The 14,212-nt window shown below is 37.9% G+C and carries 15 protein-coding genes; all 15 read right to left on the bottom strand.

Features of this window, described 5'->3' with window-relative positions; genetic code table 11:
• Positions 1 to 32 precede the first annotated feature (32 nt).
• Entirely contained in the window at positions 33 to 884 is an 852-nt protein-coding gene (locus RWN13_RS09920) for a hypothetical protein (protein ID WP_314062862.1), read from the bottom strand.
• A gap of 11 nt (positions 885 to 895) precedes the next feature.
• The gene (locus tag RWN13_RS09915) at positions 896 to 1,102 is read right to left on the bottom strand and encodes a hypothetical protein (protein ID WP_314062859.1); all 207 of its coding nucleotides are present in this window, start codon (positions 1,100 to 1,102) and stop codon (positions 896 to 898) included.
• A gap of 161 nt (positions 1,103 to 1,263) precedes the next feature.
• Positions 1,264 to 1,968 carry a hypothetical protein gene (locus tag RWN13_RS09910; RefSeq protein ID WP_314062857.1) on the bottom strand — a complete coding sequence of 235 codons (705 nt, stop codon included), beginning with the start codon at positions 1,966 to 1,968 and terminating at the stop codon, positions 1,264 to 1,266.
• 28 nt (positions 1,969 to 1,996) lie between these two features.
• Positions 1,997 to 3,151: a DUF916 and DUF3324 domain-containing protein gene (locus RWN13_RS09905; protein ID WP_314062855.1), complete on the bottom strand. Its 1,155-nt coding sequence runs from the start codon at positions 3,149 to 3,151 to the stop codon at positions 1,997 to 1,999.
• Between the two features lie 328 nt (positions 3,152 to 3,479).
• Entirely contained in the window at positions 3,480 to 4,289 is an 810-nt protein-coding gene (locus RWN13_RS09900; RefSeq protein WP_314062853.1) for a WxL domain-containing protein, read from the bottom strand.
• A gap of 33 nt (positions 4,290 to 4,322) precedes the next feature.
• Positions 4,323 to 5,138 (bottom strand): WxL domain-containing protein, encoded by an 816-nt coding sequence (locus RWN13_RS09895; RefSeq protein WP_314062850.1) that lies wholly within the window; start codon positions 5,136 to 5,138, stop codon positions 4,323 to 4,325.
• A 38-nt stretch (positions 5,139 to 5,176) separates the two neighbouring features.
• Entirely contained in the window at positions 5,177 to 5,974 is a 798-nt protein-coding gene (locus RWN13_RS09890) for a WxL domain-containing protein (RefSeq protein WP_314062848.1), read from the bottom strand.
• A 57-nt stretch (positions 5,975 to 6,031) separates the two neighbouring features.
• Positions 6,032 to 6,721: a WxL domain-containing protein gene (locus RWN13_RS09885; protein WP_314062845.1), complete on the bottom strand. Its 690-nt coding sequence runs from the start codon at positions 6,719 to 6,721 to the stop codon at positions 6,032 to 6,034.
• 17 nt (positions 6,722 to 6,738) lie between these two features.
• Positions 6,739 to 7,455 carry a WxL domain-containing protein gene (locus RWN13_RS09880; RefSeq protein WP_314062843.1) on the bottom strand — a complete coding sequence of 239 codons (717 nt, stop codon included), beginning with the start codon at positions 7,453 to 7,455 and terminating at the stop codon, positions 6,739 to 6,741.
• Positions 7,456 to 7,476: 21 nt separating this feature from the next.
• Positions 7,477 to 8,154, bottom strand: coding sequence for a WxL domain-containing protein (locus tag RWN13_RS09875; RefSeq protein WP_314062841.1), 678 nt, complete (start codon positions 8,152 to 8,154; stop codon positions 7,477 to 7,479).
• 28 nt (positions 8,155 to 8,182) lie between these two features.
• Positions 8,183 to 8,962: a WxL domain-containing protein gene (locus tag RWN13_RS09870; RefSeq protein WP_314062839.1), complete on the bottom strand. Its 780-nt coding sequence runs from the start codon at positions 8,960 to 8,962 to the stop codon at positions 8,183 to 8,185.
• Positions 8,963 to 8,995: 33 nt separating this feature from the next.
• Positions 8,996 to 9,733 carry a WxL domain-containing protein gene (locus RWN13_RS09865; protein WP_314062838.1) on the bottom strand — a complete coding sequence of 246 codons (738 nt, stop codon included), beginning with the start codon at positions 9,731 to 9,733 and terminating at the stop codon, positions 8,996 to 8,998.
• A gap of 1 nt (position 9,734) precedes the next feature.
• Complete coding sequence (locus RWN13_RS09860; protein ID WP_314062836.1) at positions 9,735 to 10,052, bottom strand: LPXTG cell wall anchor domain-containing protein; 318 nt, start codon at positions 10,050 to 10,052, stop codon at positions 9,735 to 9,737.
• 152 nt (positions 10,053 to 10,204) lie between these two features.
• On the bottom strand, positions 10,205 to 11,305 hold the full coding sequence (locus tag RWN13_RS09855) for a DUF916 and DUF3324 domain-containing protein (protein WP_314062834.1): 1,101 nt from the start codon (positions 11,303 to 11,305) through the stop codon (positions 10,205 to 10,207).
• Between the two features lie 148 nt (positions 11,306 to 11,453).
• A complete protein-coding gene (locus RWN13_RS09850; protein WP_314062832.1) occupies positions 11,454 to 14,006 on the bottom strand; it encodes a MucBP domain-containing protein in 2,553 nt (850 codons plus the stop codon).
• Between the last annotated feature and the right edge of the window lie 206 nt (positions 14,007 to 14,212).

Raw genomic sequence — 14,212 nt, 5'->3', positions numbered from 1 at the left:
ACCTATTTTTGGGGACTGTTGACAATCGTGGCCTACTCATATTCCTGCTCATTCTTTGCATTTTGTTGCTCCTGATATGCCATCATAAAATCTGAATTCGCATTGATTGACGTCTGCTGACGATCTTCTTGAGCAATGCTCCCAACTTGGCTAGCATCACAGACAAATAAAATTACCGTAGCCATCGGATCCGTCATGGTGTAATCAAAACTGAAGGTCCCATCACCACTGACCTCAATCACTTGTTCCTGATCATTAAGAGAATTAGTCACACTCAGTTTCTTAATACCACCCTTTGCTTTACCCGTAACAGCTGCCACCCCTTCTGCATTGGTCTCAAAGCTGCCTTCAAGGCTAATTGGTAGGCCGTCACCTTCTGCTTCTTCAGCCGCCTGTTGTTTCGTTTCTTCTGCTGCTTTCGCTTCTTCTTGTTTTTTGGCATCTTCTTGCTTCTTAGCTTCTGCTTTCTGCGCCTCAGCGGCTTCCTTTTCAGCTTGCTCTTTTGCTAGCTTAGTAGACTCGATGGTCTTTGTTTCTTCCTTGGACTCTTTTTCCACACTGCTGGACTGACTAGTGCTTTGATTAGTACTAATCATCGTTTTGTTCTTGGTCTTTGGTTTAGTTTCCACTTGCTTACTGTCAGTTGCGTTGATTCCTTCGGTAAATAAACCATAATACCCACAGCTAAGGACTGCTACTGCCGATATTATAACTAATGTGCCTAACAAATTATTACGTTTATTAGCCTTCTGGCGTTTATCGATACAACTATCCAGCCCCATTTCATGGCGCTTTTTAGGTTTAGCTAAACGAATAACAGCAGATAAATGAACTAAAAACAGTAACAACAACAGTCCAAAGACTCCACCTAAAATTATTACCAATCCATCCATCTCTAATCACGACTTTTCCTTTTCTTTTTTCGTTTACTTGATTTTTTGGACTTGCCCTTAGTAGATTTTTTTTCAGTTGCCAATTTTAGCTCATCAATCTGGCCTTGCAACTGAATCCTTTGCTTGGCAATTAAAATCACTCCAATTAATGAGCCCAAATTCATTACTGCTAAAATTATTAATACAATCATCAATAGTTGTGTACTCACTTATATATCGCCTACTTACTTTTGAATTTTGTTCATTCACTTAATTTCTTTATTGAACTGTCTACTAAATTATACCAAATAACAACCCTTTATTCTATAAATGGTAATAAAAAAACAGCAACAACTATCAGCTGCTACTGCTTTAAAGGCTTACGTCATTATTACTTCTCACGTTTAAATGAAATACCACCGCTGGCAAATAAGTCATTTCGCAAGTTCAAGGTGTCACCACCCATTTTAGACCACTTAAAATCTCTTAAGACATATTTAAATAACGTGTTTAAATCTTTATCGCCAAAGGAATACGCCAGCCCATCTTTTGTATAGGCTAAGAGCATCGTTTTTTTGTCATCTAAAACCACTTTAAACATCTCTTTATTAGCAGCAAAACTCTGTATGGTTTCTTCACCAAGTGCTTCATAACTTAACTTTAGAAACACCTTCGTATCTTTCACAAAATACTCATTAGCTGCCTCTTTCGTTAACTTACTTTGGAAGACCATGTCCATTCCGTTAGTGCCATTTGTATTTAACATAGTAAAAGTGGAACTATCTTTTGTATTTTCAACTTTATATTGCGCCCCGACTGCTTCCCCAGTCCAAGTCCCTGCAATTTTTGAATTCAACGGATAATAACGATAAAAAAGTAAGCCAATGCCTACCAAAAGAACCACGACAGCGCCACAAAGTGCCATCAATAAATAAGAACGCCCCTGTTCTTCTTCGTCCTCATCACTATCAGATGTCAAAAGATCGGTATCTTCTACCAAGGTTTCTATCTCTGGTTGATAATCTTCTTGGGAGTCTCTAGCTTTCTCCTGAGATGTTTCAACTACTTCTTGCTGCTTATCGGTTAACTTATCCATTCTGCTTAATCACCTTCCATTGCATGTATTATTTGCGAGATTTTCGACTGCTAGATGATTTGGAGCTACCTGATTTTGAAGACGATGACTTTCTTTTTCTTGCGTTTCTAGCTTTGCGTTTTTTTGCCTGTCTACGATTGTTTAATACAATAATCAAAATGATGATAATCAATAATAAAGCGCCTAAACCTGCGGCAATCATAATGATTAGTTGAGTATTGTCCTTATCTAGTTCAACGGCTTGTTCATTTAACTTTTTCGCTAAATCAGCATCGATTGTAAACTCTTCCGTCCAACTCCACTCTTCGCCATAGTCAATCGACTTAGCAGTGACTACCGCCTTATAATTACCACCTTGGAACGGCTTGTTTTCCCAATCTACACCGTAATTGAAGTTAGAATTAGGAGCCATCTTCATGTTTTGTGTTTTGGTTTCATGGAGTACTTCATCACTATTTCCTCGGTAGATTTTCGCATCCACTTCTAAGTCTCGAATATATACTGGTTGCGTATTTTGTAAATTGATCCCTAAATAGTTACGATAATTAACTTGTGTTGGAATGATTTTCTTTTTGTCCAAAGCTAAATCGCCCTTAAGACCATCAAGACTTTCTTCCGTACGTAATTGCACACCCACTACGTAAACAAATTTGTTCTTTATTTGAACACCGCCGCCGCCATCTTCTTTTTTATCCGCTTTGTCTTTCTCTGTCACATGAATTCCGCCAGCTAATACACCGACAAATGATTCTGCTGGCATTTTGATTTTGACTTTCGCCACTACTTTTGACTGAGCCGGCACTACTACTTCTTTAGGCGTTTCACTAATAGTTGAAAAAGGATACTTTAACGTCGGATCTGGATCCATCTTAACTGGACTATAATCAATGACACCATTGTCATTAGTAAAAGCTGAATTGGCTGTGACTTCTACAGTAATCTCTTCATCAGATGAGTTACTTAAATTGACGTCCAATTCTTGCTCCTGACCAGGTTTCATTAATAAATCAAAATAGGTTTTTTCCTTATCAATTTGATTATCTGGAATCACAGCACTAACCCCAACGTTAGACTTATTTCCTTTTTCATCATCAGCAGCAAATACCTTTGCTCCCGATAATCCCATTGTTAGTAAAAAGATACCGATTAGCACTTTTACTTGATTGATTGCTTTTTTACTCATGTCATCCTCCTAAATTATATGCTACATTTATGAACTAGTATCCCATAACAAACAACGGTCTTAATCAACCTCCTGTTTACTATCCCCGATATAAAATGTTGCAAGATTAACTATTATCCTGTATCAATTATAACTCTTTTTCGAACGTAAGTCATGCCGAACTTTTATTTATATCTGCATTATCGAACGAAACTCACCTTTTTATTATATCTCTTTTTCGAACGGCAATCAACCAGAAATATCGGAAGTTTTAAGATTAATAACAATTGAAATATTTGTTTGTAAAACAAAATAAAAAAGAGCAGTTACGCTCTTTTTTATTTTATTATTAATCAGCAGTATTGGATAACGTCCAAGTGAGTACTGACTTATATGTTGCTGTTTTATCTTTGTCCACGCTACCCGGTACTTTTAAAGTTACACCTTTAATTGGCGTATTTGCGTCAAGATTTGTTACCGCTTGACCAGTGGCACCTGGATTTTGGATAACATATTTAGCTTCTTCATCTAGCATGTATGTTGTTTGACCAACAGCTGCGCCATCTTTTGAAGATAAAATCAATTGTGATCCACTAGAAACATTAACTGATGTCTTAGTGAATGTAATATTAGGTAAACCTAAAGCCGTTACTTCTTGACCAGGTACCGCACGCATACTATTAAACACTCTCGGTTTAACAAATGACAACGTGGATGCTCCCAAATCAACACTCTTTGCATCATCTTTAAACTGACCAGCAGAGACCTTTAATGACCAACTACCTGTTCCAGCAGCTAGACCACGAGCATCACGAATAATTGCCATTGGTGGTAAAGTATATTTAGTTGCGGGCGTCTCTTTATTAGTGTACTCCTGTGGTAATGGATTATATTCAGCATCTGTCATTTTCATCTTGACAGTTCCAAAATCTAAACCAGGTACAGTCATATTTAAACCAGCTTCAAATTCTTCTGTCTCACTACCAGTTGGAGGAGTTACCACGATTGGTGGCTCCGTTTCTGGTAAAATAATATCATTAACACTTTCTGGTTCAAATTTAATCACACCATCTGTATTTTTATCTACTGCTAAAGCAGCCGGTGCAACTAAGCCTAAAGCTAATGTTGCTAATAATGTTGATAACAATACTTTTTTCATTCATCTCATCCTCATTTACATTAATTAGTTTTGTTATGGCGCAGTTGTCATTGTCCATGTAATATCAGCAGAGTATACAGCATTGTCAATTGCGGCTCCACCAGGAATTTTCAAATCAATTCCTTTGACTTCACTTGTTGCAGTTAAGTTGGATTTGAAAACTAAATCAGACCCTTGTGGTGTAACTTCATATTTGCTTTCTTTATCAAGCATATAAGTCGTTTGCATGTTACCAGCTCCACCAGTTGCTGAAATAAGATCTGCTGGGGCATTAGTTAATACAATTGGTGCAGTAAAAGTAAACCCTGATGCTGGAACAGTAGTAACTTCTTGCGAACCTGGATCTCTTTCTTTGTTACTAAAAACTCTAGGTGATACAAATGTTAACTGAGCACCTTGAATTGTTTTAGCAGTAGCACCTGATGTTCCAGCCTTAATAAATTCACCTGCTGATACTTTGATATCCCACTCACCGTCTGTCTTACCACGTAAATCACGAACAATTACAGTTGGTGGTAAGTAATATTCTTCTGAGGCATTATCTTTTTCAGTATATTTTAGAGCTTTTGGATTATAAGTTTTATCTTCCATCAAAATTTCACGAGTACCAAAGTCTAGATGTGGAACAGAGAAATTTAAACCGTCTGCTATTGGACCAGGTGTGACAGTTGTTCCTGGATCTGGAGTAACAACCACTGGAGGATTGGTATCCGGAAGGATGACGTCTGTACCTGGGTCTGTTTTAATCCCAAATTCAATTTTCCCCTGTGTATCTGCTGCTAAAGCCGCTGGTGCTACTAACATAAAACCTAAACCTAAAATTGCTGATGACATTAATTTCTTTTTCATGTGTGATTCTCCTCTTAAATTCATATTTTTTTAGTTAACTATTTGCCTGGTTCGTCAGAAATTGTCCATGTAAGAACTGAACGATACGTACGATCGACTAGTTTTTGAGATGATTCAGGAACAGTTAAACGAACAGCCCCTTCTGTCCCTTGAGTTGTATGTTTATTTGGATAACCAATATCTCCGGTTGTTTGCGCATCATTTTCGTGGAACGCAATTGACCATTGACCCATTCCATTTCCAACCTTTGCAGATGCAAACGTATAGTCATTAGCCGTTAAATCAAAGTCTGCAAAAATATCCGGTGCAGAAGCTTGTGTCACACTTCCATCTTTAGAATGAACATTCGCATGACCTGCTTTAATGGTTATCTTTGCCCCTACTAAGTCTTTACCCGCTTCAATTTCAGGAACAAGCTTACCTTCATCACCAGCTTTAACTAACTCGAAAGGTCCAGCCTTAACAGACGTTGTCCAACCAGCATTAGAACCACGCTTATCTGTAACTTCAACTGTTGGCGCTGCATAAAAAGTTTCTGTCGCTGAAGTTTTAAATACATCATGCAATACAGGTGCATCAACTGCCGCGTTGGTTAATATTACTTGCCCAAAATCAAATTGAGGAACACGGTCAAAACGCAAGTAACCATCCGTGCCAGGTCGCTCTGGATCTACTTCAATTGGTTCTGGAGTTGGTTTAGTTGGATCGACCGGTGTTGGTTTATCACCATTTGGATCATTAATAAATTGAACCTTCCCCTTAGAAGTTGTTGATTCTGCTAATGCTGCAGGAGCCATTAACCCCAATGCTAATACTGATAATACTGTTGTTGTCATAATTTTTTTCATTTTCATCTCGTTTATCTTCCTTTCATCCCTTAAAAGCTTATATAATTAATCACCTGTATTTAACAGTGACCAAGTAACTGTTGTCGAATACTCTTTATTTTCTTTAATCGGTTGACCATTATTACCACCGAAAACAGTCAATTGAACTTTATCATTTTGACGTTTACCGCCTTGAGTGTCATCTTGTAACTCACCAAAAAATGTCGTCCATGTGCCGATTCCTTCATTTGCTTTGGCATTCATCATCATGGCATTGCTTCCACCAGGTGTTAACTCTGTCGCGACACCTAAGACAGAGGGCACACCCCGTTTAAGGCCCTCATCTTTGCTTGTAGCTGAGGACGTTGGCTCCAACTTCAAACTTGCATGTAATAAATCATTGTCAGCTGTTTTGAATTGACCATCCATCTTCACTTGTAATTTCCAACCAGCGTTAGTTCCACGACTGTCTACTGTTGTAACATTCAGCGGCGCAAATTTTTCTGTCCCACCAAATTCCGTAAACTTATCTGTCTCTTGGTAAAGAGCGTTATACGGTTTAGTATCACCACTAATTTCTACTTCGCCAAAAATGATATCTGTTGCAGATTCAACTCTCAACGGATTAGCTTCATTCTTAAATGTTACTTTCCCTGCTGATTCAGCTTCGCCAGGATTTGCTGCAAAAGCAGTTGGCGCAATTAAAGTTGAACATAGTAATGAGGTTAACAATGTTGCTTTTAGTGATTTTTTCATTCTAATGTTTCTCCTTTTTATGCTGGATCATCTGTCAATGTCCAAGTAAGTGTTGATGTATACTTAGTTTTTGATTTAGTTGAGATACCAGGTATTTGTAACTCAATGCTTCTATTTTTAGAAGCTAAGTCCTCATTAGTAGAAGCAGCATCCGCTACATCTCCAAAATAAATATTATTAACGCCCATACCGTTACCAGCCTTAGCAGTTGCAATCGTTGCAGCACTACTATTTACTTTTACATTAGCAAAATAGGTCCAACCCGCAGGATCAACCGCCAATTCATCATTTGCTAAAACAGCTTGAGTGTCTTTATCTACATTATTCTTTTGAGTAACAGTTGATGTCATGACCAATTGGGCATTATCCAAAGTGACATCCTCATTTTTCTCATTTTTACCCTTGAAAGCATCGTTACTAACTTGTAATGACCATCCTTGATTGGTTCCACGATTATCAATAACTTGCATATAGTTAGGGCGATACTTGTCATCCGCATTCTTTTCAGCATCCCCTAAATAATGAGCATAGTATGACTTATCTGACCCTGAAATTGAATCGACACCAAACTCAATATTAGTCGTCTTAGAAATTCTTAGAGGACCGTCTGGATGATTATCCTCTGTCAAGGTAATGTCTGCATCTGAATTTTTAGCTGTGGCCGCTAACGCTGGTGTAGCTGCACCTAACGTCACTAAAGTCACAATTGTTAAAAAGGTTACTTTTTTCATCATGTCACTCCTCATCCTTTTACTCTACGGTGTATTAGATAATGTCCACGTTAATTCAGCTACATAAGTTGCATCCTGAATTTTTGCAGAATCACCAGGAACCGTTAATGTTACTTTGTCATTCCCAATATTTCCAGTTTCTCCAACAACTTCTGGTGTCGTATCTGCCGAATTTTTTCCAAAGAAATAGTTCGATTTCCCTACACCGAAACCTGTTGTAGCAGTGACAATTGTTTTAGCTGAACTCCCTAGTTCAACAGCCTCTTGTGTGGTTGGAATGACTGCCGGTTCATTTTCAATCTTAACTGAACGAGTTGGTGTTAACGCTAGAACAGCTCCTGCTAATTCAGTTTTAACCAAATCATTGGCTTTAAAAGAAGTAATAGACGCATCTAATTTCCATCCCTCATTCGTCCCACGATTATCTACTATGTGCACGCTTGGTGCTAGATATTCCGTCACACCATTGATTGTTTCTTTTTCACTATCAATATAACGAGCTTTGTATGTTTTAGTTGAACCTGAAATTGTTTGTTTACCAAACTGAATCACAGGAGTTTTTTCAATTCTCAGAGGATCAGCATCCTTAATCAGCGTGACTGATGCATCTGATTTAGCTTCCGCAGCTGAAGCTACTGTCATACCACTAACGGTTGACAGTAACACGGCGGCACTAAGGAGTATATACTTTGTTTGTTTCATCAGTTAAACTCCACCCTTCCTTAGTTTGTTATGGTGTAGCTGCTCCTGGCTCATCCGTTAACAACCATTCAACTTTAGCTGTATAGGCTTCACCTTTCACTTTTGTTGATTTCCCTGGAACAAATAATTGAACTGATTCAGCTGCATTAGCCGCAGTATCGCCAACGACATGACCGTGAGTCACTGCCCATGAACCAACACCTTCATTACCAGTTCCTTTAGCAGCACCAATCGTTGTAAAACCAGTATTAGCTAGAGAAATCGTTACTTTTTTATCTGCACTGAAAACGGAAGGTGCAGCTGATTCATTAGAGCTACGTTTAAACATTTCAGTATTTTTAAATGTTAAGCTAGTATTATCAAGCGTCACACCTTTAGCCGTTGTAAATTCTTGAGACATTCTAACACCTAATGACCAACCTGCATTCGTTCCACGGTTATCTGTAACTTGAATAAAATTAGGAACCTCAAAAGGAGTTGATGTTGGTGTGTCTTTTAGTGTATCTAAGTTAGCATTATATATCGCATTGTTACCTGACATTGGGACCTCCCCAAAGTGATAACGAGAAATATAATCAATCACTAATGGGCCGTTTGGACGAACAACGTTATCTTCTTCTCCTGGGTAGACTGTGTCTTCTTTTTCTTTATCATTTGGATCAATTAATGGGTTTTCCTTATCGTCAGGCCCCATATCTCTCAGTTTGATATCTGCTTTTGATTCTTCCGCTGCGAATACTGATGTTGATGCTAATGTCAGTACCCCAAAACTTGCTAACGCTACTGCTAATACTTTTGCTTTTTTCATCTTTTTTATCTCTCCCTATAATTGCTTACTTTATTAGTTACTTGGATCGTCTGTTAATGTCCAGCTTAATGTTGTTGAATAAGCGGCTTTATTAATCTTAGTATTAGCAGGAATGCTTAACTTAACACTTTCAAGCCCTTGCTCATCAGTGCTACCAAAAGCAGTCGTCCATGAACCCATTCCTTTAGTGCCATCACTAGCTGCACCCGATACTTTTTGTGCCGCTACGCCTGGTTTAATTACAATACTTTGATTCGCTACTGGGCGAACGTCTACACCAGTATTGTTTACTGAATTGACATAACCATTTAATAATGATAATGTCGTACCTTCGATTTTAGCAGAGCCATCAGCAACAGCAAATGGTGCGTCTTGTTTAACTGTTAAGGTCCATCCAGCACCTGTCCCACGGTGATCAGATACTTGTACAAAGTTAGGACGTTTTGTCACTTTATCTTTGTTAACCGTGTTAGCAGCGAAAAATGAATTAACATTCCCCGACATTTTCACTTGTCCGAAATGGAAATTTGAAATATAGTCGATGGATAATGGGCCTTTATTTCCAGTGATTTCTTCCTCTTCTTCTGGCTCCCAATTCTCTTCTGGATCTGGTTCAATTGGATCTTTCGGGTCAGTTGGTCCATTATTTTCAATAAACTCGACATCCGCTTTATTACTTGCTTCGCTTGTTGTAGCTGCTAATGCTGCTGGTCCTTGTAAAAATAAGATACTTGATGCTAATGCTAAACCTAAAATTGATTTTGCTTTCATGTTAAAATTCCTCCGACTTTCTCATTCTAAATTTTATAACCATTCCGGCACCAATTAAAAGCACCCCTAATGCTGAGTATTGCCACAAACTGTTTTCACCAGTTTGGGGTAATGTAATTACTTTTTTGGGCGGGTTAGGTGTTGGATCTGGTTTTGGATCAGGTTTAGGTTCCGGGTCCTTTGGATCCCACGCTTCAGTAAATTCGATATTCGCTTTACTACCGGCACTGTCTGCAAGGACATCGCCTGTCTTTAAAGGAACTCCTAATGTTACTAATAAAATTAACATCATCCCTAACATTCTGATAGTTTTTATCAAACCAAGATTCCTCCTCTCCTCGACTCTTTTATCTATAGTAAGACGGCCCTTCTTGAATATGTTCAAAATACATTCTTTTACGAACGTAGGTTCGTTACCGTTTTCCGATACTTACCTATAGTATAAATGACAACTTTTCTCTAAACACTGTCTTATCGCCTATTACCTGACGTTTTACGTCTTTTAATAGCTTTTTTCCGAACCATTTTACTGGAAGTTCCTTGAGTTCTGTTATATTTCAGCAACACTGGAACAGCCATTGCTATGATAATCAGCAGACCAATTAACACATACAAAACCGTATTACTCTTTTGAACAACTGGTTTTGCTTCTGCGATAATTTTTTCAGCCTCAATGCCACTAATTGTAAACTCTTTTTCTAGTTCTAACGTCTCAGAACCAATAGCAATAGCTAACTTCAATGTATAGTTACCAGCATCTAAAATAGTCCCATTTAAAGGAATTCCATAATCAAAATTAGAATTTGGCGCGACTTCTAAGTCGACTCGCTTATTTTCTAAAACGACTTTCGATGATTCTTTTTCAATAACTTTTGAATCAATTGTTACATCTTTTAGATTTTTAGGCTGCGGATTTTGCAAGTTCGCAAAAATCAGATTACGGCCACTGGTATTGATAACTCCTACAGTTGAAAGTACTAATTCTGACGGCAATTCCTCCACAGGAACATTACCATGTAACACTAGGGCAATATCATAACTATATTGATTTTTAATAGCCATTTTATCATCATTTTTATCACTATTTTTTTTGGCATCAGTTGTTTTTAGTTTAAACGTTAAGCCACCAGCCAAAATGCCAGAAAAATCATTTTTTGGTGCTTCAATCGTAATTTTAGCTTTAACATCTGAATTGGCTTTAACAGCAATTTCATCATCAACAACCTGTGCCAACTCTTCAATGTCAATCACTAGCGACTCATCAGGTTTCCCTTTGACTTTCTTGTATTCCAAAACACCATTAGAATTTGTTGTCAGCCTACTAAATGCTACTTCAACCGTTATATCCTTTTTAGTAACATTTCGAATAAGCACTTCCACAGTTTGCTTCTGGCCTTTTTCCATCTTCAAATCAAAATAAGTTTTTGATTTATCCACTTGATTATCAGGAATGATTGTCTGGACTTCAAATGGAAATGTCTCTGCCCATACTCTCGTTTGTCCAGAAACTGCCAGAACTAAACACAATATAGTTGCAGTGATGATCACTATTTTTTTTACGTATTGTTGCACCTTTCTTTTTCCTCCTTGCCTCAGTCTCCACACTATTAGACTTTTGACTCATTTGAGACTACCGTCTCTTTATGTGCTGACTGGACAAACTGACTCTTTATCTCAGTGTTAACATTACCAGTTCGCTTAATTATCTTTTTTGAACTTATTACAAGCCGTCACGCAAGGTCCATGTAATCTCCCCATCATACGCACCATTCTTTGCTTCGCCACCTTTAACTTTAACAAATGGCCGATTGTTGGCTGTTTCCCATGACTGAGAAATATCGACAATCGCTGTTGAAGTGGTTGTATGACTTGCAATTGGGAATGAATCATCTTTAGTCAAGACCGTTGGAACCCCATTTGATTGGTAGTTCAGTGCATTCGGTAACGTGTGATTACCTTTACTAGCATTGGTTAGCACTTTTGTAACTGTGGCCATCATCGTCCACTGACTACTGCTACCTCGTAAATCCTTTACTGCTAGTGGTGTATCTTTCGTTACTAGTGGATATATTTGATCAGTTAATTTAATACCATGGTTTTCACCAAAATTCATCGTAGCTGGTGCTGACTCAAAAATTAATTGACCGGCATCTACATTTGATACAAAGTTCGGCGCTTTTATTTCAGCTGCCATCATACCATTTGAATAATCTCCGTTAGCTCTTGCTTCAGCAGTGATTTTATCGCCTGGTTCAGCATCTGCTTTTACTTTACCTGTGTAGGTTAAGATCAAATTCGCATTACTTGGTACATTGTCACTAGGCTTCACTGTTGCTGTGATTGTCCCAGTTATTGGATCATAGTCCGGTGTATCTAACGGAACGGTTGGGTTAAGCGAAGATACTAACTTCCATTCACCAAGGTTACCAATTTCACCTGTGATTTTGGCATTGATGACAAAGTCTTTGTAGGTTGCACTAGCATCCAATTTACTTTCAACCGTTATTTTATATGACAGCGCATCTTCTACTTTAACACTCGTTGCAGAAGAATTATCAGCTTTCACTACTTCTTGTTTAATCGTAAAGCGATTTTCTTTATAGTAAAGCAAGACTTCTTGATCAGATGTAGTAATTGTCACTTGTAACGGATCTGAAATTGACGCATGATTGTAAGTATATCCGTTAACAGGTTGCGGCGTAATTGGTTTCACTTCACCTAATGATCCTGTTATAGGAAGGTCTGCGACTGCTGGCACTAATGGATTACCTGCCATGTCTACATGTTTAACAATGACTGGACGAACATTTTCAACGGGAAGGGGATTTTCTGTTTCTACTTCCTCTTTAATTTTAGTCTCCTGGTCAGTAGTACCTGTAACACCAGCTTTATTTACTACGCTCATACCTGCTGCTCGTTCTGCAAGTTTCGCTTTAAACTTAATGGTCATTTTCTCGCCCTTCGCAAGTGCGTAAGGGGTGTGCCCATCACCTGGTATATTGAATGCCCCCACATAAGGGGATGTTTCACTTGGACTAGAATTCTTCTTGTAAACTTGAGACATTGGAAGTTGTGTAACGGTTCCCAAACCGTCCGTAACTTCAACTGTCCCTGTCGGATCTTCAAATGCCCATGATAAATCATCCGTTATTCTTAGATCTTTAGATGCATAGTTAGGAGAAGCTATTGAAATCGTATATTCAATTTCGTCGCCAACTTGATTTTTAGCTCCTGATTCAGGACGAGTTAAGTTTTTAGCCGTTTTCGTCTTTTCTAACGACTCCATGGGTTTAATTCCAACCTCATAACTCAGGGTGATTTCTTGTCCAGGAATTAATGTTTTTTTGCCCCAAGACATAAAAATACCAGTATCTTGATTTTCAAGTATCACTTTTCCCGCTTCCTCCGCCATTTGGCTAGAGCTCTGATTATCCATATCATTACCAAAAACCACATTAAATCGTGAGCTATGAAGTTTGCCTGCATAAAATTCAGGACTTGTAGGATCATAATCCTCGCTATTTTCATCATTATTCATTATGTAATCTAGACGATACCTAACAGCCTCAGGTTTCTTTTCATCTTCCGGAGATTCTATATAAACACCTTTGTTTTTTCCGCGAGAATAGATCGGAACTTCGTCATTCATATTTAACTGCGTATCTACTTTTTTTAGTGGATATATCGTTTTTTCAGTTAAGCTTGTATTCTTAATTTTATATTCATGTCTAACCGCCGTCTGATTTTCATTTGCTTCCATAGACACACTTAAAAGAAAATCATCATTACTTAATTTCTTACCAGTTGCAAGAATCTTGTTACCGACTCTGGATACATCATCAAAATCTGCCATACCACCATTTCTATTTGTTGTAACTCCAATATACTCTGTATTAGTTTCTACAATATTAAAAGCAGGTGTCGAACTCAAATTATACCGTGGTGTCGGCGTTTGATTTTCGACTATTTTATAATCAAAAAGATGCTTAATATTTGTAGTCTCATCTTCCATGTACTCCACATTAGGTACGGCGGTAAATGTGTTCCTTGCTACTTCAGTTCCATCAGACAAACCGTACCTTAATTTACCAACCTGAACATATTTTTCTCCTGTCCCTGGTATTCCATTATCGAGAATCCAAGGAGTCGGGCTCAATATTCTAGGTGTGGCTTTTGGAGTTTCTGCTTTCAATTTTATTGTTTGACTGCTAACTATCGTAAAACCTACTACTAGCATCATTAATAAAGTTAAGAACTTCTTTATTTTAGTCACAGTATCCTCCCCCTCTATTAAATAATTTTAGACATCTAATTTTAGACAACTCCTTTCTGATTACTTTATCATTCATCGGCAACCATTTTTAACGATTGTTTATGAACAATAACGTAACACACCCCCACATTTTAAAGAACATAAAACGAACAAATCATTACAACTTGCCTAACCCATTTCAAGTATGATAAAAACAAACAGATAGT

It is taken from the genome of uncultured Vagococcus sp. (assembly GCF_963518325.1).
Classification (GTDB): Bacteria; Bacillota; Bacilli; order Lactobacillales; family Vagococcaceae; genus Vagococcus_D.
The sequence above is the reverse complement of the archived record's forward strand: the minus strand, read 5'-3'. Positions and strand labels throughout refer to the sequence as shown.